We start from the raw sequence: 21,992 nt of genomic DNA, 5'->3' as shown, positions 1-21,992 counted from the left end.
CTCCGATCAGGCGACGAAGAAGCCGACGAGCTGATAGCCCGTCAGAATGAAACCGAGGGTCATGAGGACGACGTTGGCGGCGTAGGCGTGTCGCCAGAAGCTGGACGTTCTTCGCCAGAAGCCCATGACGATGAGGATGGCGCCGAGCGCCAGCAGCTGTCCCGCCTCGACGCCGATGTTGAAGGCAATGAGGTTGCCGATCAGGCCGTCGGAAGAAAGCTGGAAGTCCTGAAGTTTGGTGGCCAGACCGAAACCGTGGAACAGGCCGAAGATCAGGGTCGCAGCCTTGGTCGAGGGCTGGACACCGAACCAGCGCTGATAGGCGCCCATGTTGTCGAGCGCCTTGTAGACGACCGACAGGCCGATGATCGCGTCGACCAGATAACTCGAGACGCTGATGTCCGTCAGCACGCCGAGCAGCAGGGTCGAGGAGTGGCCGATGGCGAACAAGGTCACATAGATGCTGATGTCCTTCATCCGGTAGAGGAAGAAGATCACGCCCAGCAGGAACAGCAGGTGGTCGTAGCCGGTGACCATGTGCTTGGCCCCGAGATAGACGAACGGCCAGAACAGGAAGCCCGAGGTCTCCTGGATGTAGCCCTTGTCGCCCTCGGCGACGCCATGGGCAAAGGCGGCCGTCAGCAGGCCGTTGAGGAACAGGATCAGCAGCCCCAGCACGAGGACGCCGGCGGGCGTCCTCAGCCAGGCGGCCCATCGATGGGTCGCGGCGGTCATGCGTTGCTCCGCTTGAAGGGAAGACGGGACAGCCAGCCGGGCCGCGCGCCGGCGGGGCGAGGCGGACGACCGTGGACGAGGCTGTAGAGAGCCGGCAGGACCAGCAGGGTGAGGATCGTGGAGGAGATGATCCCGCCGATCACGACGGTCGCCAATGGCCGCTGGACCTCGGCCCCCGCGCCCACGTTCAGCGCCATCGGCACGAAGCCGAGGCTGGCGACCAGGGCGGTCATCAGCACCGGCCGCAGCCGCGTGAGCGCGCCCTCGCGGATCGCCTCGCCGAGCGGCCTGCCCTCGGCGATTAGGGTGCGGATGAAGCTGACCATGACGACGCCGTTCAGCACCGCGACGCCGGACAGGGCGATGAAGCCGACCGCCGCCGAGATGGACAAGGGCAGGCCTCGCATCGCCAGAGCAGCCACGCCCCCGGTCAATGCCAGAGGCACCCCGGAGAAGACGATGGCCGAGTCCTTTACCGAGCGGAACAGGGCGAACAGCAGGCCGAAGATCAGCAGCAGCACCACCGGCACCACCAGTTGCAACCGCTTGGCCGCCGAGATTAGTTGCTCGAACGTGCCGCCGTAGCTGATCCAGTAACCGGCGGGGACCTCGACCTCAGCCCCGACCTTGTCCTGCACCTCGGCGATGAACGAGCCCAGATCGCGGTCGCGGACGTTGGCGGTGACGACCACGCGCCGCTTGCCGTCCTCGCGGCTGATCTGGTTCGGCCCCTGTTCGACCGCGATGGTCGCCACCTCCTCCAGCGGCACGAAGGCGCGCCCGCCGCCACCGTTGGACGGAAGCGGAATCTGAAGTCGACCGATCGCGTCGGTGTTCTGGCGCATCTCCTCGGGCATCCGAACCACGACGTCGAAGCGGCGGTCGCCCTCGAACACCTGACCCGCTGTCATGCCGCCGATCGAGGCGGACACGACCTGCTGGACGTCTTCCATGCTGAGCCCCATCCGGGCGAGCGCCGCCCGATCCGGCGTGATCTGAAGAACCGGCAGGCCGGTGACCTGTTCGACCGCCACGTCCTGGGCTCCGGGAATGCCGCCGATGACGCCGTCGACCGCCTGACCGACTTCCAGAAGCTGGTCCAGGTCGTCGCCGAAGACCTTAATGGCGACGTCGGCGCGGACGCCGGAGAGCAGTTCGTTGAACCGCATCTGGATCGGCTGGGTGAATTCGTAGTTGTTGCCGGGGATCAGTTCGACCGCCGCCCGCATCTCCTCGACCAGCTCGGCCTTGGGCCTTCTCGGATCGGGCCATTCGGACCGGTCCTTCAGCATGATGAAGGTGTCGGCGACCGAGGGCGGCATAGGGTCGGTGGCGACCTCGGCCGTGCCGATCTTGGCGAAGACGCGTTCAACCTCCGGAAACCGGGCCAGACGCCGTTCCAGCGCCGTCTGCATCTGCACCGCCTGGGTCAGGCTGGTGCCGGGGATGCGGAGGGCGTGCATGGCGATGTCGCCCTCGTCGAGGTTTGGGATGAACTCCGAGCCCATTCGGGAGGCCCCCAGACCGGCAATCACCACCAGGGCGATGGCGACGCCGACGAAAGCGACCCGCAGCCTCAAGGCCACGTCCAGCGCGGGCTCATAAAAGCGACGAGCGCCGCGCATGATGAAGCTGTCTTTCTCCTCAACCTTTCCGGTGACGAACATGGCCACCGCCGCCGGCACGAAGGTCAGCGACAGGACGAGCGCGATGGTCAAGGCCATGACGACGGTGATCGCCATAGGATGGAACATCTTCCCCTCCACCCCGGTCAGGGCGAAGATCGGCACGTAGACGAGGGTGATGATCAGCACGCCGAACAGCGACGGACGGATGACTTCGCTCGACGCCGTGGCGGCCAGACTGAAGCGTTCTTCGCGGTTCAGCACGCGACCCAGACGGTGCTGCGCCTCGCCGAAGCGACGCAGGCAGTTCTCGACGATGATGACGGCCCCATCGACGATCAGGCCGAAATCGAGCGCGCCGAGGCTCATCAGATTGCCGGAGGTGCCGGTCTGAACCATGCCCGTGATGGTCATCAACATGGTCACGGGGATGACGGCCGCCGTGATCAGGGCGGCGCGGATGTTCCCGAGCAGCAGGAACAGCACGACGATGACCAGCAGCGCGCCCTCGACCAGGTTCTTTTCGACCGTATGGATCGCCCGGTCGACCAGATCGGTCCGGTCATAGACGGCGATGGCGCTGACGCCGGCCGGCAGGGAGGCGGCGGCGGTCTCCAACCGGGCGGCGGCGGCTTGAGCCACCGTGCGGCTGTTTTCGCCGACCAGCATGAAGACCGTGCCCAGCACGATCTCCTCGCCGTCCTGGGTCGCCGCGCCGGTGCGCAGTTCCTCGCCCATGATTACGTCGGCGACATCGCCGACACGGATCGGGGCGCCGCCGCGATTCGACACGACGATGGCGCCCAGGTCCTCGATCCCTGACGCCTGCCCCGCGACGCGGACCAGATACTGTTCGCCAAAGCGTTCGACATAGCCCGCGCCGACGTTGGCGTTATTGCGGTTCAGCGCCTCGACCACCTCGGCCATGGTGACGCCGTAGGCGGCCAGCCGATCGGGGTATGGGGTGACGTGATACTGCCGCTCGAACCCGCCGATGGTGTTCACCTCGGTGACGCCCGGCGTGTTGCGAAGCTGGGGCCGGATCACCCAGTCCTGAAGCGTTCGCAAATCTTCGGCGGTGTAGGGTTCGCCGTCCGGACGCCGCGCGCCCTGCTCGGCAACCACCGTATACATGAAGATTTCGCCCAGCCCCGTGGCGATGGGGCCGAGTTCGGGGGTCAGGCCTTCGGGAAGTTGCCCGCGCGCGGCCTGAAGCCTTTCGTTGACCAGCTGGCGCGCGAAATAGATGTCTGTGCCGTCTTCGAAGACGATCGTGACCTGACTGAGCCCGTAGCGGGAGATCGAGCGGGTGTATTCAAGGCCAGGCACGCCCGCGACGGCAGTCTCGATCGGAAAGGTGATCCTCTGTTCGGACTCCAAAGGCGAGAAGCCGGGGGCCTCGGTGCTGATCTGGACCTGGACGTTGGTGATGTCGGGCGTGGCGTCGATGGGCAGACGCTGGAAACTCCAGACCCCCACCGCGCAGGCCAGAAGGACGAGCGCCATGACGATCCAGCGGAACCGGATCGACAGCGCGACGATGCGTTCAAGCATGATGTGCGCGCCCCCTAGTGGTCATGGCTCGCGCCGGACTTGTCGATGTCCGCGCGGATGAGGAAGGCGCCGTCGACGACATATTCGGCGCCGGGTTCGAGGCCACCCAGGACCTCGGTCCATTCCGGCGTGCGGCGACCGAGTTCCAGCATCCGCACCTCATAGGTGTCGCCCACCTTGGCGTAGACGACCTGGAAGTCCCGGAACGGCTGGATGGCTTTGGTCTGGACGGCGAGGGGAACCTCGCTGGTGGCCACCTGAACCGTGCCCCTGACCCCCAGCCCGGGGCGCCAGGCCCCGTTTTGAGACGGCAGGTGGACGTGGGCGATCAGGGTCTGGTTGGTCAGGTCGGCGGTGGGCAGGATTGCCTCGATGACCGCATTGATGCGGTGATCCCCCGCCAGGCTGACGACCTCGACCCTTTGGCCGACCCGGACGCGCTCGGCGTCGCGGGGATAGAGGAAGAATTCGGCGTGGACCTGGCTTGGGTCGCCGATGACCAGCATGGGATCGCCGCCGCCCGTGATCGAACCCACATTCGTGTTCTTGGCCATGATCACGCCCGAGATGGGCGCGGTGACGGAATAGGTCTGGAGGCTTTCACTGGACTCGACGCGCGCCACCACCTGCCCACGCCGGACGCGGTCGCCTAGCTGGACCGACATCGCCATGACTCGACCGGGATAGCGGGCATGGACCTCGCTCTGGCCCTCGGGCGTGATCTCGATCCGCCCCGTCAAGGGCAGGGATTCGCCCAGATGGGCTGAGCCCGCCCGCTCGGTGGTCACGCCGCCGGCCCGCGCCGCGTCGGGCGTGATGATGGTCCTGCCCTCATAGGACGGATAGGCCCAGGCGTGGCGCTTGCCCGCATGGGTGGCCGCGACGCTGACGTCGAAGGAATGCGGCTCGGCCACGACGGTGGGGCTGGCCAGATAATCCTCGAAGGGGGTGAAGGCGAAGCGGTCGACCCTGCCTCCCAGGCGGGTCAGGGCGATCGAAGCCTGGACCTGACGCGGATCTACGGGCTTGTCCTTCAGGTAGGCGTAGAGCCGGTAAAGCGGCTCCGGTCCTTCCTCGTAGATGGTGACCTCCAGCGCGAAGTCGCCGTCGCGCAACATCCGCCCGCGATGGGGGCCTCTCTCGTAGTCGCCGGCGGCGACTTCACCCTCGGCCTTGTCTGCTGTTCCCTGGCCGCAGGCCGAGACGCCGACGGCCAAGGCCAGCAGCGAGGCGGCGATGATGCGCCGGGTGGGTGTGTGACGGCTCATGGTTGGGTCTCCAGACCGAGCAGGTCGGCATGCGCGCCGGTCAACCGGTCAAGGCGGGCGCGATCGATGTGAAATTGCTTGAGGACGGCTACGCGGCGCGCGCGCGTTTCGAGCAGGGCTCGCTGGGCGCTGATGACGTCGTTGTAAGTGAAGCCGCCCCGGTTAAAACCCTCCCGGACGAGGGCGACGGCACGCTCGGCCAAGGGCAGGGTTTCGTCCTGGATCCGACGCGCCTCCAGCGCACGCGATGCCAGCAGGACCTGATGGCGGGCGATGTCCCGCTCCCGCTCCTGGCGGGCCGCGGCCAGATCGCCCTCGGCGGCCAGGCCCTCAGCGCGGGCGCGGTCGATCGCCCCCTCGTTTCGATCGTAGCGACCGAGCGGAATGGAGCCGCCGACGACCAAGCCGACGGCGCCGTCGTCCCAGAGGCTGCGGACCCCGACGCTGACGGTGGCGTCGGGCATCGCCCGCGCCTGTTCGACCCGCACCCGGGCGCCCGCGATCTCGCGTTGCGCTGTGAAGATCGTCAGGTCCGCCTCGGCGACATCGCCCGCCACCGCGCGCGATGCGCTCGTGTCGGTGAAATCGGTCGACTCCAGCGTGAAGTCCGCGGCGCCGGTCCAGAACCGCGACAAGGTGGCGCGGGTCAACCGCGCATTGATCCCGGCTTGATCGAAATCGATCTGGGCCTGGGCGAGTTCAGCCTCGGCGCGCGCGCCGGCGAACAGAGGGTCGCGCGCCATGTCGACGCGGCGCTGGACCTCGGACTGGAAACGGTCGGCGAGGTCGAGGCGCTCAGCCGCGATCTCCAGTTCGGCCTGGGCGGCGAGCGCTTCGGCCCAGGCGCGTTGGACCATCTCCAGACGATCGAGGCGCCGGACCAGCGCCTCGGCCTGGACGACCGCGGCTTCGGCGCGGGCGAGCGAGACGCGGGCGGGCCGATCGCCGCCGCGCTCAAGCCGCTGCTCATAGGTGAGCGTGGCTTCCGTCCGATCGGCGATCCCGCCGCCCCCGAAGCTCGGAAGGTTCTCCACCATCAGCCCCAGGGTCGGGTTGGGGCGAACATCGGCCTGGCGGACGCCGGCCTCCGCTGCCCTCAACCGGGCCTCGGTCGCGGCCGCGGCCGGATCTGCGGCCGCCGATCGCGCCAGGGCCTCAGCCAAAGTCAGTCGTGCAGGGGCTACGGCCTCCTGAGCGAGGACGGGCGTAAGCGGGGCGGCCGCCAGTGAGAGCGCCAGCGTCGAAACGACGGCCAGACACGCCCACGATCCGGCGGGGCCGGTCATGTGCTTCTTCAAGGAAGTCTCCGAAAAACAGTGCGCGTGCGACCGGAGGGTCGCGACGGATCAGGCGATCGTGCGCAGCTGTTTGGGAGGGTGTTCCGGACCGTCGCCGATCAGCCCTTCAGGCAATTGGTTGACGCGCAGGAAAGCAGATCCTCCACGCGCCTCGGTCAGGTGGGGCAAGCCCCCCTCCTGGCCAGGGAGCGCCACCTGCGTGTCGCCGCCGCCGTGGTGATGATGGCCGGGCGGGAGGGACCCAGAAGAGTCGTCTGCATCCGCCGAGGCGACATCAACTTCGGTGGCCGGGTCGTGTTCGACGGCGTGATCGTGTCCGATCGAACCCGCCTGCTCGACCGTCGCGTGTGACACCTCGTGGCGCAGATCCGACATGCCATGCGTCATCATCGCCCCGACAACGGCGACGCAGATGATGGCGCAAAGGGTCGGAATCAGTTTGGTCAAAGAGGGCCTCACCCGCCGATATCGCGCCTGACGGCAAACTGCAACGCGACCGGGCCGTCAAGTCGCGCGACTTGATCCTCGCGGCTCAGGGTGCGCCCTCGCGGATTGATGACATCAAGCGCCAGGAACGTTCCCGCCCAGTCCTGCCCCGGATCGCGATCAGACCGGACCCGTTCGCGTTGAGCCGATGCGACACGACCGTCAGACGGCGTCCGCCGGCGGGGCCGTGTCTGGAAACCAGCGTCGGCCCATCCAGAGCGCGACCGACACCAGCAGAATCAGCACCGGGACCTCGACCAGGGGACCGATGACCGCCGCGAAGGCGACCGGCGAGGTCAGGCCAAAGGCGGTGATCGCCACTGCGATCGCCAGTTCGAAATTGTTCGAGGCCGCGGTGAAGGCCAGGGCGGTCGTGCGCGGATAGTCGGCCTCGATCAGCCGGCCCATGAGGAAGCTGACGACGAACATGACGAGGAAATAGATCGTCAGCGGCACGGCGATGCGCAGGGCGTCCAGCGGCAGGGCCACGACCTCGCCGCCCTTCAGGCTGAACATGACGACGATGGTGAACAGCAGCGCGATCAGGGTGATCGGCCCGATGCGCGGCAGGAAGCGGCGTTCGTACCAGTCCGCGCCGCGACGGGCGAACATCAGCACCGGGCCCAGCACCCAGTTCTGAAACAGGGACAGGGCCAGCACCCGCTTGTCGGCGAAGACGCGCGGCAGTTCCTCGTATCGCACCTTCGCCAGCGGCGGGTACATCATCAGGATCAGGCCGATGGCGATCGGGATGTTCGTCGTGCCGACCGAAAGGCCGTCGACCCAGGCGGAAAGACCGGGCGCCAAGGTCCCAAGAGCGACGCCCAACGCCATGGCGGCGAAGATCCACACCGTCAGCCAGCGATCGAGAAAGGACAGGCGACGCGGGGCTGCTGTGGCTGTGACGGGCGTGTCGATCATCATTCCACCCGCTTGCCAGCGGCGTCGATCACGACCTCGCCGTCTTCTTTCGTGAAGGGCTTGAGATCGCCTGCGGGCAGAAGGCCGAGCACGGCCTCCGACGGCCGACAGAGCCGGACACCCAGAGGGCTGACGACGACCGGGCGATTGAGCAGGATCGGATGGGCCTCGATCGCGTCGAGGAGCTGATCGTCCGTCAGGTCGGGGTTTCCGAGGCCGAGCTCGGCGAAGGGCGTGCCCTTCTCGCGCAACAGGTTCCGTAACGGCGCGCCGGTCCGTTCGGCGAGCCAGGCGACCATGGCGCGCGATGGCGGCGTCTTCAGATATTCGATCACATGCGGCTCGATCCCGACGTGGCGAAGCAGCTCAAGCGCGTTGCGCGACGTCCCGCAGGCGGGGTTGTGGTAGATGACGACGTCCATTTCGAGCCTCAGTCGCAGCAGGCCAGCTCGGCCAGGAGCGGAGCGCACAGCTCCGATCTGCCTTCGCAACAATCCTTGAGCAGGAACATCACCAACCCTCGGATCCGCTCCAGATCGGCCCGGTAGATGATCGACCGGCTACGACGCTCGGATTTGATCAATCCCGCGCGTGACAGGACGCCGAGATGAGAGGACAGGGTGTTCGGCAGGATTGCCAGATGGTTGGCGACTTCGCCCGCCGGCAGACCGAGGGGCTCGTGACGAACGAGGAGGCGGAACGCCTCCAGCCTTGTTGATTGCGCCAATGCGGCGAGAGCGAGGATGGCCGGTTCTGTTTCCATATTTCCGAATTAGTCGAAGTATGGATATATTCAAGTCGCTCTCCGGTTTTGGTCATAAGACAAGACTGTGTCCGCGACCGTCTTCCAAGGCCTATCGGAACCCGCTGATCCAGTCCTCGACCTGCGCGCGCGAACCCGCGGCGGCGCGTTCCAGGCCGACCTTGCCCAGGATCGCCAGATGCGAGTTGGCGGTGTCCGGATGACGGGACAGGTCCATGCAGATCGACAGCACCGCTTCGTGCAGATCTCCCGTCTGACACAGGGCCAGCGCGCGCGCCTTGGCCTCCCCGACATGGGTGTCGGCCGCGAGCCCGGGCGCCGTCACGGTCGCTATCGAGCGGGACGCCACCGCTCGACCTGGCCGGACGAGATGGTTCGCCCACAGCTCCAGCGCCGCCCGCTTCTCCGGCACATAGGTGTGCCGATCATAGACGCTGGTGACCGCCGCGCCTTCATTGGGCGTATGCCCCAGCACCAGCCCGACCACGAACCGGCTGACGCCATAGCGCCCCGTGAGCGTGGTCGCGCCCGACCGCCGGACGTCGTGAGGTGAGCCGACCGCCAGCTTCCTGCGCGCGCAGGTCCGGGCGAACGCGCGGGTGATGGCGTGCGGGTCCAGGTGCTGGCCCGGAGATCGGGCCGATGGAAAGAGGTAGGGACTGCCCGGATCGAGGGCCCAGGCAACCTCCAGAACCTCGATCGCATCGGCGCCCAAGGGGACCACATGTTGATGCTTGGCCTTGGCCCGCTCCGACGGAATGGTCCAGATCTTCGCCGTCCGGTCGAACTCCGTCTTGAGCGCGCCGGCGACCTCGTTGCGGCGCGTCAACGTCAGCATCAACAGCTGGATGGCCAGGCCCATCGCCGGCTCGAGACGGGCATGAATGCCCGCCGTCTTCTCGCCCGGCGCCCGCGGCACGGACGCCTCGGATGATGCGTCCCAGAGCGTCTTCAAGGCCGCGTCATCGAACATGCGTTCGCGCGAGGTGAGCGCCAGCGGGCGGGCCAGGCCGAGCGCGGGATTGGCCTCGATACGCTCCTCGAGCACGGCGAACCCCAGGACGGCGTGCAGCAGGGCGCCGATCGACGCCACGCTGGCGGCCGCCAACCCGCTGTCGGTCACCAGCTTGCGCATGAAAACCTTGACGTCCGCGCGCCGGATCTCGGTGAACGGCCGCGCGCCCAGAGGGACCTTGATGTGGTTTCGCCACATCTGGCGTTCGTTGCTGAGGGTGACCTCCCGCTTCGGCCGACGGCGCCCACCGTGAAGTCCCACCGTCGCCGCCTGCCAGTAAGCCTCGGCGAGTTCGTCGAGGGTTTCGCCGGTCCGCGCCCGTTCACGGGCGGCGGTCTTTTCCGCGACGGGATCCCCACCGTCCACCACCGCGATGCGCAATCCCGCGACCTTGATGCGGGCGTCGGCCAGCGACAGGTCGGGATAGGCGCCGAGGCCGAGACGTCGCCTCGTTCCGTTCGCGGCGACATAGCGGAACTCGAATTGCTTCAGCCCCGTGGGAAAGACGCGAACCCCCAAACCCCGGCTGCCGCCGATCCCCATCTCGTAGACCTTGTCAGCGGGTTTCAGCCCAGCGATCTGACGGTCCGTGGTAAGCAGAAGGCGGGCCACAATGCGCTCTCCTCGCGCCTGCGCTGCAAATCAAACGCGTCCCAACCTAGCAGTTTCTGGGGCGCTGGTGGGGCGCCAGATACAGAATTTCCCGAAAAAGCAAGAAAAGTGCTGAAAAATTAAAACTACATTTTTCAGATATCTATCGAGTTATGCACAGTCCTGAAACGCCCTGAAATGGCTTTGAGGCCCTTCACACCGAGGGGGTCACAGGTTCAATCCCTGTCGCATCCACCATCGATCTCACCTGATTACCGCGAACACCAGCAGACACCGTCACACCATCGCCTGATCGGTGTTGATCCGTTCACGGATGCTGCTTGGTCCCGAACCACGAAACCTCGGTCGCAGCCAGCAGAAGCTTGGCCATAACTCAATTCCCCCAACAGGATAACAGTGTTGCGAGAACCCAATTTCACGGGTATTGACCCTCGCTGTTAGAGATTTGTTAACCCCATCTGAAGCCTGGGCGGATTCGCTCACTGTCCCATTTCGGGATGGCACGGGTCTTGGAAGGGGATCGGGGAAGTCGCCGGAAAGGCGATGCCGCACAACGCGGCGATGAGGGTGGGAAGATGCGTAAGCAATCAAAGGCGTACCGCGGGGCTCTTGCCGCAGCGTGTGCAATGACCGCCGCCATGGCAGGCCTGGGGCTGACCGCGACGTCGGCCGCCGCGCAATCGGCGGCAGACAAGAGCGTTGTCGCCACCTTCTCCAAACTGGACGTTTCGCTGACCGGCCGGATCATGGGCGGCTGTGCGGTCGCCGGGGGCGGAGACATCAACTTCGGCGAACTGACCGGAAACGAGACGGCGGTCGCGACCCTGGATCTGGACTGCAATGTCCCGTTCGAACTGGGCCTCAGCTCGCCGCGCGGTGGACTGGCGCATGCGACCATGCCCCAGGGCCAGGGCCCGTTCGCCGGAACCCTTCCCTACTCAGTCCGCGTCGAGGTGCCGGTTATCAGCCCTCAGCCTTCGATGCTGGATCGCAGTTTCGACAGTCGCGACCTGCGCTCGCGCAGGACCATGAACAGCGGTGAAGCCATCGCCGCCGGTGGTGCACGACTGACGTTCAAGACGGATATGCCTTCCGGTGCAGGCTTGCTGGCCGGAGACTATTCGGAGACGCTTACAGTAACGGTTACCGCTCTGTAGTATAGTTTCAGGCCAAACAGGCTTTTTGATATCCAGTATTGCGTCATAATACGTCACCATTCTGTGACAGTGCTTTCGCATTGACGATTTCCATTTTCGCCAATGAGGGGAATACGACAGCTTAACCACGTAACATTGATATTTGCGGTTGACTTACTTGTTTACACGTTGTTAATCGCAAACCCAAGATCGGGGGGATTCGTCTCGATCGACACGACCACACACTCATCTGTCTTTGGAGACTGACCATGAAAATCGTTTCGCTTCTCGCCGGCGTCGCCGCCCTCGCCCTGACCGCCTCGGCCGCTTCGGCCCAGGACATCAACAAGGGCCAGTTCCACCTTCTGGGCGACCAGAACGTCCAGGGCGGCGGCTTCTTCGCCAACATCGGTGCCGCCGTGAACCGCGCCAACGCCAACAACGGCAACTCGCTGGTGTCGTCGTGGCACGCCTTCGGCAACGCCGCGAACAACAACGGCACTGCCGCCGATGAAGACGGCGCTACCTTCACGATGACCGGCACGGTTTCGACCGACTGCGCCTACTATTCGGGCAACAACGACACCGAGACCCTGGATTTCGGCCAGATCGGCATCTACGCCTCGGACAACACCGGCCCGGCCGCTGCCTTCACCATGGTTGACGATGCCGAAGTCAGCATCGACACCAACCTGGCCGGCTGCAACACCGCCAACACCGTCCGCATCCAGAAGACCGACCTGAACGGTCTCGTGAATGCCGGCGCCTCGGCCTACGACAGCAATGTCTTCCAAGCCAACCTGCCCTACTCGGTCACCGCCAGCTACGTCGCCAGCCCCGCCACCGGCGGTCCGGCTGCCGGCACCAACCAGACCCTGACGGTCGCCACCACCTCCGACCAAGCCTCGGCCCAACACGGTGCCTGGAAGTCCGCCATGTCCCTGGACGTGGTCATTCCGGTCCCCGCAAAGGCTTTGGTCGCTGGCTCCTACGCCGGCACCTTCGGCGTCACCATCTCGGCCGGCCTGTAAAGACCGACTGATACGGCGTGGGTGGACCTCCACCCACGCCTTTTGTCCGCCTGGACATCCAAACGGAAAGTAAGCTCATGAAAATCGTTTCGCTTCTCGCCGGCGTCGCCGCCGTCGCCCTGACCGCCTCGGCCGCTTCGGCCCAGGACATCAACCAAGGTCAAACACAACGCAACTTGGTGCCCGCTGGTAGCGGAACTTACACCTACAGCTTCTCGCCAAGCACAACCGCCGCGATCGACCACGGCCGCAACATTCAGCGCGCTGCTGGCACGCTTGCCGGCGCTTCGTCGTGGCACGCCCTGGGCAACGCCGCAGACGACAACGGCACTGCTGCTGGTTCGGACGGCGCTACCTTCACGATGACCGGCACGGTTTCGACCGACTGCGCCTACTATTCGGGCAACAACGACACCGAGACCCTGGATTTCGGCCAGATCGGCATCTACGCCTCGGACAACACCGGCCCGGCCGCTGCCTTCACCATGGTTGACGATGCCGAAGTCAGCATCGACACCAACCTGGCCGGCTGCAACACCGCCAACACCGTCCGCATCCAGAAGACCGACCTGAACGGTCTCGTGAATGCCGGCGCCTCGGCCTACGACAGCAATGTCTTCCAAGCCAACCTGCCCTACTCGGTCACCGCCAGCTACGTCGCCAGCCCCGCCACCGGCGGTCCGGCTGCCGGCACCAACCAGACCCTGACGGTCGCCACCACCTCCGACCAAGCCTCGGCCCAACACGGTGCCTGGAAGTCCGCCATGTCCCTGGACGTGGTCATTCCGGTCCCCGCAAAGGCTTTGGTCGCTGGCTCCTACGCCGGCACCTTCGGCGTCACCATCTCGGCCGGCCTGTAAAGACCGCGCTACGCCTATGGAACGGGGGGGACTCAGGTCTCCCCCGTTCTGCTTTCTGACGAAATCTGCGCGGCACGAGTTTTGCTGAACAGGATTCGATCAAGCCTGCATCAAGTCGGCTATCTAAACGATTACAGAACGTTTGACCGGCGATAAGCGGTCTTTGGGGGCGAATAACAATGGTGTTCCGAACGATGTCGATCCTGTCGCGCAGCATGCGCATGGCGGTCTGTGTCGTCATGGCGACCGCCGGTCTGTCACTGGTCGGGGCTGCAGCCTGGGCCATGCGGGTGGCCCCCATGGTGTCCGAACTGACCACCACCGGTGCCGGATCCACGGCCCGGATCGAGGTGGGCAATATCGGTTCCGCCGCCCTGCCTTTCGAAACAATGATCACCAGCATCGACTTCGACGAGAATGGCGAACTGATCGAGACGCCGTCCGACGAAAACTTCCTGGTCTTCCCACCCCAGGGCCTGGTGCCCGTCGGTGGCCGTCAGGTCGTGCGCGTGCAGTGGGTCGGCGAGCCCGAGATCGACGTTAGCCGCGCCTACTATCTGTGGGTCCGCCAGCTGCCGGTCGCCACCGAACCGACCTCGACGGAAGGCGGCGGTGCCGTTTCCGTTTCGGTTCTCTACACCATGAAGGCCCTGATCGTGGTGGCTCCTCCCGGTGCCCAGCCCAATGTCGAGGTGACGTCCGTCGTCCCTGCCATGGTGTCTCCGCCCGCGCCCGAAATCGATCCCAGCCTGACACAGGGCGAGGCCCTGCCCCCGCCCCCGTCTGAGCCGGGTCTGGAAATCAGCGTCACCAACAGCGGCAAGCGCTATGCCCTGATGAGCGGTGCCACCTGGAATATCGCCGGCACCGACATGGCCGGACAGCCCTACAGCCAGGTCATGACCGGCCAGCAGGTTTCTGAAACCGTTGGCGTCGGCTATCTGGCCCCCGCCGGTGGACGCCGCGTCTTCAAAATCCCGACGGGTGGCATCCAGCTGGATCCATCCAAACCCATAACGGTACGGTTCACACGATGAGGTTCCGGGGGGGACTTTTCCTGACGGCGGCGACGGGGGCCCTGGTCGCCGGTCTGACGTGCCAGCCCGCGCTGGGTGCCTCCGCGCGTGATTTCCGACCCTATCAGGAGATGCCGCAGGTTCCTGCGTCGACACCGGCCCCGGCCGATCCGCAGGCTCCTGAGGTCGAGGCCACCGCTGCCCCTGCCGCAACACCGGCTCAGGATCCGACGACACGGCCGAACATCAACCCCTACGACCGCGACATCGCGATTACGGTTCCGCTGAACTTCAATCGTCGGGTCCTCGGCGAGTTGCCTGTTTTGCTGACCAGTGACGACCGCTTCATCGTCGATAGCGCGGGCTTCCAGACCCTCATCAGCCCCCTGCTGACCGAAGAGGCGCAGGCCGAACTGGCGGCGTCGCTGGAAGGCATCGAATCCTTCCCACCCGAAGAGATCAACGCCACGGGCATCCAGCTGGATTACGATCCGGAACAGCTGGCGGTTCTGGTTCTTCGGATCGACCCGACCAAGCGCCTGCCGGAAATGCTGTTCCAGGGCGGACGCCCTGACGCACCCGAACAGCCGCCCGAGAATTTCACGGCCTATCTGAACACCAATCTGGCCATTCAACGTCGCAACTCGACCGGGGACATCGAAGCCCCCAGCGTCTTCCTGAATGGTGCGATCCGCTACAAGTCGCTGGTGTTCGAAGCGGACGTGCAGGGTCGCGAGGACCGTTTTACCGGCGAGTACGAGATGGAGCGTCGCTATGCGCGCTTCGTCTTCGATCAGCCTGAAGACTATCGCCGCTGGTATCTGGGCGATCTGGACCCGGAAACGCGGGGCCGCCAGGGCTTCGTGGAACTGGGCGGTATCGGTGTCGCCCGTCAGCGCAGACGGTTTGAATCGTTCCGCAACAACGTCCTGTCGGGCTCGCGCCAGCTGGTGCTGCGCGAGGAATCGACTGTCCGCGTGCTTCGCAACGGCCTGTTCCTGCGAGAATTCCGGCTGGATCCCGGTCAGTACGACCTCAGCAACCTGCCGCTCGATACCGGCAGCAACGACATCCAGCTGGAAATTCAGGGGCAGTCCGGCTCGCTGGAGAACGTCGCCTACAGCGCCTATCTGGACAGCATCGACCTGGAGCCGGGCGACTACGAATATGGGGCCTATCTGGGCCTGACCAGCGAGGGTCTGTTCGGATCGCCGGATTATTCCGACGGCGACGTCGCCTTCACCGGTTACTGGCGCAAGGCCTTCATGAACCGACCGGCCATCGGTCTGGGGCTGCAGGCTGCCGAATATGCCCAGACGGTAACGGGCCAGACCCAGCTGATCCTCAAGAACGGCTCTCGCCTTCAGTTCGACGCCTCGCTCAGCAACAGCCAGGAAGTCGGCTTCGGCTATGCCGGTGCGGTCAGTTACGACTACGTCGTCGAGCGTGATGGCCTGGCGGACAACTGGACCGTTCTGGCGGAATACACGTCCGAGGATTTCTCGACCCTGGGCAACCGCTTCGGCCAGAACCCTACCTCCTGGGCCTTCAGCGCCGGTTATGCGCGGCGGTTCAACATCGACTGGGTCGGCAACGTCAGCGCCTCCTACCGGATGAGCCACGACGATACGCGTGATGACTCCTACAGCGTCAATGCCTCCAGCACCTACCGCTTCAGCCCGCAATGGAGCGCACAGGTCGGGGTGGAATACAGCAATTTCGGCAGCAACATCTTCACGGGGCCTGGTGGCAACGAGGTCGGCGTCACCCTCGCCCTGATCTGGACCCCGCGCTACGACCGTCGCGCGGAGGCCCGTTACAACTCGGCCCGCGATTCCGGCAGCGTCCGCTTCCAGCAGTCCCCGGAGAACCGCGTCGACAGCTTCGGCTATTCTCTGGCGTCCACCTATGACGGGGGTGCCGGTTCGGTGTCCGGTCAGGTCGACTATTACAGCAACCGTTTCGACGCGACCCTGTCCCACGCTGCCTTCGGGCGAGACTTCGGCAACATCACCGAGGAACAGGTCACCAGCTTCCGTATCGGTAGCGCGATCGCGACGACCGGTCGGCACTGGGCCATCGGACGCACGATCGGCGACAGCTTCGCCATCGTCTATCCGCACGAGAGCCTGAAAGACAGCGGCGTCATCGTCGGCGAAAGCCTCGAAGGCGGTCGCTACACGGGCCGCAGCGGCGCATTCGGACCCGCGCTCGACAATCAGCTGTCGTCCTATGTGAACCAGTCGGTCCGCTATGACGCCTTGGATGCGCCTGTGGGTTATGATGTCGGCGAGGGCATCCTGCGTGTTCGTCCGACCTATCGCAGCGGCTATGCAATCGAAGTCGGCAGTGCCGCCTTCGTCAGCGCCCTGGGTCGTCTGGTCGGCAATCAGGACAAGCCTCTGGCCCTGACATCTGGCCGCCTGCGTTCGCTGGACGAGCCGGAGGCGGAACCACAACTGTTCTTCACCAACTCGGTCGGCCGTTTTGCCATCCAGAATCTGGAGCCCGGCAAACGCTATCGCGTGGAATTGTTTACCCAACCGGCACAGGGTTTCGAATTTACAGTGCCGGAAGACAGCGACGGTCTGCTCGACCTGTCGGTTGTCAACATACCCATCGACGTTGTCGAATAGCGAGGCCAGGAATGGACCGGATGCGCAACAGACTATTGGGCGGCCTCGGTGCCGTCGCCGCGATCACCCTGGCATCGGCAGGCACCGCGCTTGCCGACTGCCAGCTGTCAATCCAGCCGGCCCAGGACCAGTGGCTGATCCGCCACGACCCCTTCACCAGCGAAGGGGCCCAACGCCAGTTCGACGTCGCCCTGGTCAATCAGGGTGATACGGCCTGCAGCGGCTCGATCCGGGTGGATTTGCGCGGCCAACCCTATGGTCTGTCCCGCAACGGTGAGCCGGAACGTATAGGCTACGCCCTGATCGATGAACGCAGCGGCAGCGACGTCACTCCTCGCGTCGGCCAGAATGCGCGCCGTCTCAACGCGCGTCCCGTCAATATCGCGCCCGGCGAACGGTCCCTGGTGCGGTTCACATTTGCAACGGCCACAGACGCGCCCCTGGGCGAAGGCGTCTATTCCCAGGACGCCTTCATCGCCGTCGATGCGAGCGATGGCTCTCCTCTGGCCGAGCGGCCCGTGGCACTGGCCATCAATGTGATTCCCACGGCCGTCATGGGCCTGAAAGGTGCGTTTCAGCGCAACAATGGCGTGGCACAGATCGACCTGGGGGAACTCAGGGAAGGCGTGCGTCCGCTTGCGACATCGTTGTATGTCCTGAGCACCGGCGGCTACAGCGTCTCCGTGCGCTCATCCAACCAGGGCCGCCTGCGTCTGGGGGCCAGCGAATGGTACGTCGCTTACGGCCTGCTGGTGGACGACAAGTCGATGAACCTTGGACAGGGTGACCGCTTCGAGGTCGTCTCGCGCAGGCCGAGAGCCGACGACTACGCGCTCAGCGTCAACATCGGCGACGTCCGCGGCAAGCGCGCCGGTGACTACACCGACGTGCTTACCTTCACGATCGCAGCCCTCTGAAGGCTGCCGTCGTCATCGATCAGATGGGCTGGATCGTCAGCGACAGGATCAGCGGCTCGTCAAGATCGACCTGGCCAAAGCTGTAATCGACGGTGCGAATAGTGGCCATGTTGGAGCGGCGAAGCATTTGCTCGCCGGTCTTCGACAGGTCGATCATTCGATCGCCATAGGTCATGACGGCCTTCTCGGTATCCTTCAGCTGGCGGTAGCTGGCCGAAACCGTGAAGCCACCAGGGCTGTTGCAAGCCTCGACGACCGCACCGGTCCGGCCCGATCCTGCCAGCACGCTGCCCTGGGGACGAACCCAGCAAGCGACGGGAACCGTTGCCCGAAGCCGGTAGGTCGTTCCGGACTGGGATTCGCCTGCCGACGCGGCGTTTGCTCCGGCCAGCATCCCCAAAGCCAGGGATGCGGCGACGATCTTGCGGCTATTCATCTTCAGACAAGTCATGGGCCACCTCGGGCAATGCATTCTGCAAGCACGAACATAAGCGCGAGGACTTAAACTATGGCGATCAGACAGCCTTAGTAGGCGATGACCAGACAGGCTTAGTAGAGCCTGACCAAGCGTCACTAACGCGCGGTAACCTTGACAGACACTGTCTTCACAAGAGGCGTTGCTGGTTTGGAGGTTTTACGCCGATCTGACCTCGTAATGTGCAAACCGGTCTCGGCCAGAATTCGGCATACCCCAGCTGCCGTGACCACCATTCGGCCTTGATCATGGCGCATGTGCGCGCCCCTTTCGCCAACCGTCACGGCTGGCGTGCACCGCTCTGGTGCCCTACGGAACGTTCATGCCTTTTCCTGCCAGTCATCCCGCGCTCGACCGCGCCCTTTCCGCCCGTGGTTATGCCGAGCCCACGCCCGTCCAGTCCGCCGTCCTCGAGGCCACGCTGAACGAGGACGGCACCGGCCGCGACCTGCTGGTCAGTGCCCAGACCGGGTCCGGCAAGACCGTCGCCTTCGGCCTGGCCCTGGCCCCCACCCTGCTGGGCGAGGCGGAGAAGTTCGCAGAGTTCGGCGCCCCCGTCGCCCTGGTCATCGCCCCGACCCGCGAGCTGGCGTTGCAGGTCTCCAACGAGCTGCAATGGCTCTATGCCCAGACGGGTGCGCGCATCGTCTCCTGCGTCGGCGGCATGGACCCCCGGACGGAGCGTCAGGCGCTGAACCGCGGCTGTCATATCGTGGTGGGTACACCTGGCCGTCTGCGTGACCATGTCGAGCGCGGCGCGCTGGATCTGTCGACGCTTCAGGCCGTCGTGCTGGATGAAGCCGACGAGATGCTGGACATGGGCTTCCAGGAGGACCTGACCTTCATCCTGGACGCCGCCCCCGCCGAGCGCCGGACCCTGCTGTTCTCGGCCACCCTGGCGCGCGACATCGTGCAACTGGCCAAGACCTATCAGAAAGACGCCCTGCGCATCGACACCGTGGCCGGTGCCGGATCGCACGCCGACATCGAGTATAAAGCCATCCGCGTGGCGCCCAACGAGGTCGAACTGGCCGTCGTCAATGTGCTGCGGTATTTCGAGGCCCCCGGCGCCCTGGTGTTCGCCAATACGCGCGAGCGGGTGAAGCATCTGACCGCCAGCCTTCGCGAGCGCGGCTTCTCCGTCGTCGGCCTGTCCGGCGAACTGACCCAGAGCCAGCGCTCCGAAGCCCTGCAGGCCCTGCGCGACGGCCATGCCCGCGTCTGTGTGGCCACCGACGTCGCCGCACGCGGTCTGGACCTGCCCGACCTGGGCCTGGTCATCCATGCGGAGATTCCGGTCAACAAGGCCGGGCTGCTGCACCGTTCGGGCCGGACCGGTCGCGCGGGCAAGAAGGGCGTCTCCGTCCTGCTGGTCAGCTATACGCGCCGCCGCAAGGTCGAGATCATGCTGTCTTCGGCCGGCATCACCGCCGAGTGGTCCGGCCCGCCCAGTGCCGAGGAAATCCGCGCCAAGGACCAGCAACGCATGCTGGCCGATCCCGTCCTGACGGCCGTCATCGAGGACGAAGACACCCTGGCCATGGGCCGGCAGCTGCTCGAGAAATCCAGCCCGGAACAGATCGCCGCCGCCCTGATCCAGCTGTATCGCCAGAAGCTGCCGCCGCCTGAAGACGTTTATGACGACGAGCGGATGAAGCGCCAGCAGGCCAGTGGCAAGAACGACAAGGGTCAGCCCGACGTTCCGTATACGGACTTTGCCCGTGGCGGCGACATGGTCTGGTACCGGATCAACATCGGTCGCGACAAGAATGCCGATCCCAAATGGCTGATGCCGACGATCTGCCGCCTGGGTCATGTGACCAAGCGCGACATCGGCTCGATCAAGATCTTCGACCGCGAGACCAAGTTCGAGATTACCCTGGAGATGAAGGCCAAGTTCGAGGCCGCCATCGCCCTGGGTCTGGAAGACGGCGTCAAGATCGATCCGGCCGTGAAACCCGGCCCGTCAGAGAAGCCTGTCGGTAAATGGGACAAGAGGCCGTCCGGCGATCGTCCGCAATCCGACCGTGCCGAGAAGAAGCCCTGGGCCAGGCGCGAAGAGGGCGGCGACAAGCCCGCCTGGAAACCGCGCGAGGATCGTCCTGAAGGCGCGGCAAAGAAGCCCTGGGTCAAGCGCGACGACAGCGCTGCGCCTGCCGACAAGAAGCCGTGGAAGGCCCGCGAAGACGCCGCCCCTGCTCCCGCCGCCGAAGGCAAGCCTTGGGTGAAGCGCACGCCGAACGACCCGACACCCGAAGGCAAGAAGCCCTGGGTCAAGAAGCCGCCGGTCGAGGGCAAAACCCCTTGGGCCCCGCGCTCCGACGCTGCGCCCGGCGCTTCCGGCGATCAGCCCTGGAAAGGCAAGCCGAAGGGCAAGCCCCAGGGCGGCGACCGTCCCTGGGCCGCCAAGGACGCCCGGGGCAAGCCGGCAACCAACAAGCCCTACAAGGGCAAGACGCCCCGCGGGTAGGGAGCGGACCTGCGGGTCCGCCACCCGTTGCACCATCCCTGTAACCGTTTACGGTAAGCCGCAAATCAAGAGACTGCGGGTCGAGGAAACATGGCGGACGTCCGGCTGGCCGGTGTGAAGAAGCGCTTCGGCACGACCGAAGTCCTGAAGGGCATCGATCTGGAGATCGCCGACGGCGAGTTCGTGGTGTTCGTCGGCCCTTCCGGCTGCGGCAAGTCCACCCTGCTGCGTACCATCGCCGGGCTGGAAGAGGTCGACGCCGGTCAGATCGCCATCGGCGGCCGCACGGTCAACGACCTGTCGCCGTCCGACCGGGGCATCGCCATGGTGTTCCAGTCCTATGCGCTCTACCCGCACATGAGCGTCTATGAGAACATGGCGTTCGGCCTGAAGCTGGCCAAGGCCGACAAGGCCGAGATCGACCGGCGCGTGCGCGGCGCGGCCGAGACGCTGAACATCACCGAATACCTGGATCGCAAGCCCAAGGCCCTGTCGGGCGGCCAGCGCCAGCGGGTCGCCATCGGCCGCGCCATCGTGCGCGAGCCGCAGGTCTTCCTGTTCGACGAGCCGCTGTCCAACCTGGACGCCAGTCTGCGCGTCCGCATGCGCTACGAATTCGCGGCCCTGCACCAGCGGCTGAAGACGACCATGATCTACGTCACCCACGACCAGGTCGAGGCGATGACCCTGGCTGACCGGATCGTCGTGCTGAACGGCGGCGTGATCGAACAGGTCGGCCGGCCGATGGACCTATACGAAAGCCCCCGCAACCTGTTCGTCGCCGAGTTCATCGGCAGCCCGAAGATGAACCTGCTGCCCGGCGAACTGGTCACAGCGACGGCGAGCGGCGCGAACGTGCGGCTGGCGGGCGGGGAAACCCTTTCGGTCGCGGTCGATGCCTCGGCAGCCAAGGCCGGCGACAAGGTCACAGTCGGCATCCGGCCCGAGCACATCGGCGGGGCGACCGAGGGCGACACCCTGCCGGCCACTCTGACCTTCGTGGAGACGCTCGGCCACGCCACCTATGCCTATCTGACCTATGACGAGATCGCCCTGACCGCCCTGCTCCCCGGCGAGGCGCGGCCGACGGCGGGCGAGGTCATGACGATAAAGGTTCCGGCATCGCAGGCGCACCTGTTTGATGCAGACGGCACGGCGTTTCCGCGACTCTGAT

Annotated in this window: 18 protein-coding genes; 8 read left to right on the top strand and 10 right to left on the bottom strand. The window is 65.4% G+C overall.

Annotated features, from left to right (window positions below):
- Positions 1-6: 6 nt before the first annotated feature.
- The 9 genes from AC4PRM_RS10830 to AC4PRM_RS10790 form a co-directional block, all read right to left on the bottom strand.
- Positions 7-735 carry a HupE/UreJ family protein gene (locus AC4PRM_RS10830; RefSeq protein WP_492039858.1) on the bottom strand — a complete coding sequence of 243 codons (729 nt, stop codon included), beginning with the start codon at positions 733-735 and terminating at the stop codon, positions 7-9.
- Complete coding sequence (locus tag AC4PRM_RS10825; RefSeq protein WP_492039857.1) at positions 732-3,914, bottom strand: efflux RND transporter permease subunit; 3,183 nt, start codon at positions 3,912-3,914, stop codon at positions 732-734. The genes AC4PRM_RS10830 and AC4PRM_RS10825 overlap by 4 nt, the downstream gene beginning before the upstream one ends.
- A 14-nt stretch (positions 3,915-3,928) precedes the next feature.
- The gene (locus AC4PRM_RS10820) at positions 3,929-5,182 is read right to left on the bottom strand and encodes an efflux RND transporter periplasmic adaptor subunit (RefSeq protein ID WP_492039856.1); all 1,254 of its coding nucleotides are present in this window, start codon (positions 5,180-5,182) and stop codon (positions 3,929-3,931) included.
- Positions 5,179-6,480, bottom strand: coding sequence for a TolC family protein (locus AC4PRM_RS10815; RefSeq protein WP_492039855.1), 1,302 nt, complete (start codon positions 6,478-6,480; stop codon positions 5,179-5,181). The genes AC4PRM_RS10820 and AC4PRM_RS10815 overlap by 4 nt, the downstream gene beginning before the upstream one ends.
- A 48-nt stretch (positions 6,481-6,528) precedes the next feature.
- On the bottom strand, positions 6,529-6,927 hold the full coding sequence (locus tag AC4PRM_RS10810) for a hypothetical protein (RefSeq protein ID WP_492039854.1): 399 nt from the start codon (positions 6,925-6,927) through the stop codon (positions 6,529-6,531).
- 201 nt (positions 6,928-7,128) lie between these two features.
- The gene (locus tag AC4PRM_RS10805) at positions 7,129-7,890 is read right to left on the bottom strand and encodes an arsenic resistance protein (protein WP_492039853.1); all 762 of its coding nucleotides are present in this window, start codon (positions 7,888-7,890) and stop codon (positions 7,129-7,131) included.
- Positions 7,887-8,309 carry an arsenate reductase (glutaredoxin) gene (gene arsC / locus AC4PRM_RS10800; RefSeq protein WP_492039852.1) on the bottom strand — a complete coding sequence of 141 codons (423 nt, stop codon included), beginning with the start codon at positions 8,307-8,309 and terminating at the stop codon, positions 7,887-7,889. The genes AC4PRM_RS10805 and arsC overlap by 4 nt, the downstream gene beginning before the upstream one ends.
- An 8-nt stretch (positions 8,310-8,317) precedes the next feature.
- Positions 8,318-8,650, bottom strand: coding sequence for an ArsR/SmtB family transcription factor (locus tag AC4PRM_RS10795; RefSeq protein WP_492039851.1), 333 nt, complete (start codon positions 8,648-8,650; stop codon positions 8,318-8,320).
- A gap of 91 nt (positions 8,651-8,741) precedes the next feature.
- Positions 8,742-10,277, bottom strand: coding sequence for a tyrosine-type recombinase/integrase (locus tag AC4PRM_RS10790; protein ID WP_492039850.1), 1,536 nt, complete (start codon positions 10,275-10,277; stop codon positions 8,742-8,744).
- 626 nt (positions 10,278-10,903) lie between these two features.
- Here AC4PRM_RS10790 and AC4PRM_RS10785 point away from each other — a divergent pair.
- From AC4PRM_RS10785 to AC4PRM_RS10760, 6 genes are all read left to right on the top strand, one after another.
- Positions 10,904-11,434, top strand: coding sequence for a hypothetical protein (locus tag AC4PRM_RS10785; RefSeq protein WP_373257255.1), 531 nt, complete (start codon positions 10,904-10,906; stop codon positions 11,432-11,434).
- 248 nt (positions 11,435-11,682) lie between these two features.
- Positions 11,683-12,444: a hypothetical protein gene (locus tag AC4PRM_RS10780; protein ID WP_492039849.1), complete on the top strand. Its 762-nt coding sequence runs from the start codon at positions 11,683-11,685 to the stop codon at positions 12,442-12,444.
- Between the two features lie 77 nt (positions 12,445-12,521).
- The gene (locus tag AC4PRM_RS10775; protein ID WP_492039848.1) at positions 12,522-13,304 is read left to right on the top strand and encodes a hypothetical protein; all 783 of its coding nucleotides are present in this window, start codon (positions 12,522-12,524) and stop codon (positions 13,302-13,304) included.
- Between the two features lie 179 nt (positions 13,305-13,483).
- Complete coding sequence (locus AC4PRM_RS10770; protein ID WP_487922009.1) at positions 13,484-14,341, top strand: fimbrial biogenesis chaperone; 858 nt, start codon at positions 13,484-13,486, stop codon at positions 14,339-14,341.
- Positions 14,338-16,956 (top strand): fimbria/pilus outer membrane usher protein, encoded by a 2,619-nt coding sequence (locus AC4PRM_RS10765; protein WP_492039847.1) that lies wholly within the window; start codon positions 14,338-14,340, stop codon positions 16,954-16,956. Before AC4PRM_RS10770 ends, AC4PRM_RS10765 begins: the two co-directional genes overlap by 4 nt.
- Positions 16,957-16,976: 20 nt before the next feature.
- Entirely contained in the window at positions 16,977-17,873 is an 897-nt protein-coding gene (locus AC4PRM_RS10760) for a hypothetical protein (RefSeq protein ID WP_492039846.1), read from the top strand.
- Positions 17,874-17,892: 19 nt separating this feature from the next.
- On the opposite strand, the gene AC4PRM_RS10755 is transcribed toward AC4PRM_RS10760, so the two are convergent.
- On the bottom strand, positions 17,893-18,309 hold the full coding sequence (locus AC4PRM_RS10755) for a hypothetical protein (RefSeq protein ID WP_487922006.1): 417 nt from the start codon (positions 18,307-18,309) through the stop codon (positions 17,893-17,895).
- Between the two features lie 361 nt (positions 18,310-18,670).
- On the opposite strand from AC4PRM_RS10755, the gene AC4PRM_RS10750 reads away from it, so the two are divergent.
- Both AC4PRM_RS10750 and AC4PRM_RS10745 read left to right on the top strand, forming a co-directional pair.
- A complete protein-coding gene (locus AC4PRM_RS10750; protein WP_492039845.1) occupies positions 18,671-20,818 on the top strand; it encodes a DEAD/DEAH box helicase in 2,148 nt (715 codons plus the stop codon).
- 90 nt (positions 20,819-20,908) lie between these two features.
- Positions 20,909-21,991 carry an ABC transporter ATP-binding protein gene (locus tag AC4PRM_RS10745; protein ID WP_492039844.1) on the top strand — a complete coding sequence of 361 codons (1,083 nt, stop codon included), beginning with the start codon at positions 20,909-20,911 and terminating at the stop codon, positions 21,989-21,991.
- The last annotated feature ends 1 nt before the right edge of the window (position 21,992 follow it).

The sequence above is a fragment of the Brevundimonas sp. DW-iso22 genome, assembly GCF_058725425.1.
This window is presented reverse-complemented; position numbering and strand designations above follow the sequence as displayed.

What these genes read in the sequence shown, in the direction of transcription:
- arsC (WP_492039852.1), bottom strand. Translation starts at nt 8,309, where the DNA reads ATGGACGTCGTCATCTACCACAACCCCGCCTGCGGGACGTCGCGCAAC.
- AC4PRM_RS10825 (WP_492039857.1), bottom strand. Translation starts at nt 3,914, where the DNA reads ATGCTTGAACGCATCGTCGCGCTGTCGATCCGGTTCCGCTGGATCGTC.
- AC4PRM_RS10805 (WP_492039853.1), bottom strand. Translation starts at nt 7,890, where the DNA reads ATGATGATCGACACGCCCGTCACAGCCACAGCAGCCCCGCGTCGCCTG.
- AC4PRM_RS10780 (WP_492039849.1), top strand. Translation starts at nt 11,683, where the DNA reads ATGAAAATCGTTTCGCTTCTCGCCGGCGTCGCCGCCCTCGCCCTGACC.
- AC4PRM_RS10795 (WP_492039851.1), bottom strand. Translation starts at nt 8,650, where the DNA reads ATGGAAACAGAACCGGCCATCCTCGCTCTCGCCGCATTGGCGCAATCA.
- AC4PRM_RS10750 (WP_492039845.1), top strand. Translation starts at nt 18,671, where the DNA reads ATGCCTTTTCCTGCCAGTCATCCCGCGCTCGACCGCGCCCTTTCCGCC.
- AC4PRM_RS10775 (WP_492039848.1), top strand. Translation starts at nt 12,522, where the DNA reads ATGAAAATCGTTTCGCTTCTCGCCGGCGTCGCCGCCGTCGCCCTGACC.
- AC4PRM_RS10765 (WP_492039847.1), top strand. Translation starts at nt 14,338, where the DNA reads ATGAGGTTCCGGGGGGGACTTTTCCTGACGGCGGCGACGGGGGCCCTG.
- AC4PRM_RS10760 (WP_492039846.1), top strand. Translation starts at nt 16,977, where the DNA reads ATGCGCAACAGACTATTGGGCGGCCTCGGTGCCGTCGCCGCGATCACC.
- AC4PRM_RS10830 (WP_492039858.1), bottom strand. Translation starts at nt 735, where the DNA reads ATGACCGCCGCGACCCATCGATGGGCCGCCTGGCTGAGGACGCCCGCC.
- AC4PRM_RS10745 (WP_492039844.1), top strand. Translation starts at nt 20,909, where the DNA reads ATGGCGGACGTCCGGCTGGCCGGTGTGAAGAAGCGCTTCGGCACGACC.
- AC4PRM_RS10820 (WP_492039856.1), bottom strand. Translation starts at nt 5,182, where the DNA reads ATGAGCCGTCACACACCCACCCGGCGCATCATCGCCGCCTCGCTGCTG.
- AC4PRM_RS10770 (WP_487922009.1), top strand. Translation starts at nt 13,484, where the DNA reads ATGGTGTTCCGAACGATGTCGATCCTGTCGCGCAGCATGCGCATGGCG.
- AC4PRM_RS10755 (WP_487922006.1), bottom strand. Translation starts at nt 18,309, where the DNA reads ATGAATAGCCGCAAGATCGTCGCCGCATCCCTGGCTTTGGGGATGCTG.
- AC4PRM_RS10785 (WP_373257255.1), top strand. Translation starts at nt 10,904, where the DNA reads ATGACCGCCGCCATGGCAGGCCTGGGGCTGACCGCGACGTCGGCCGCC.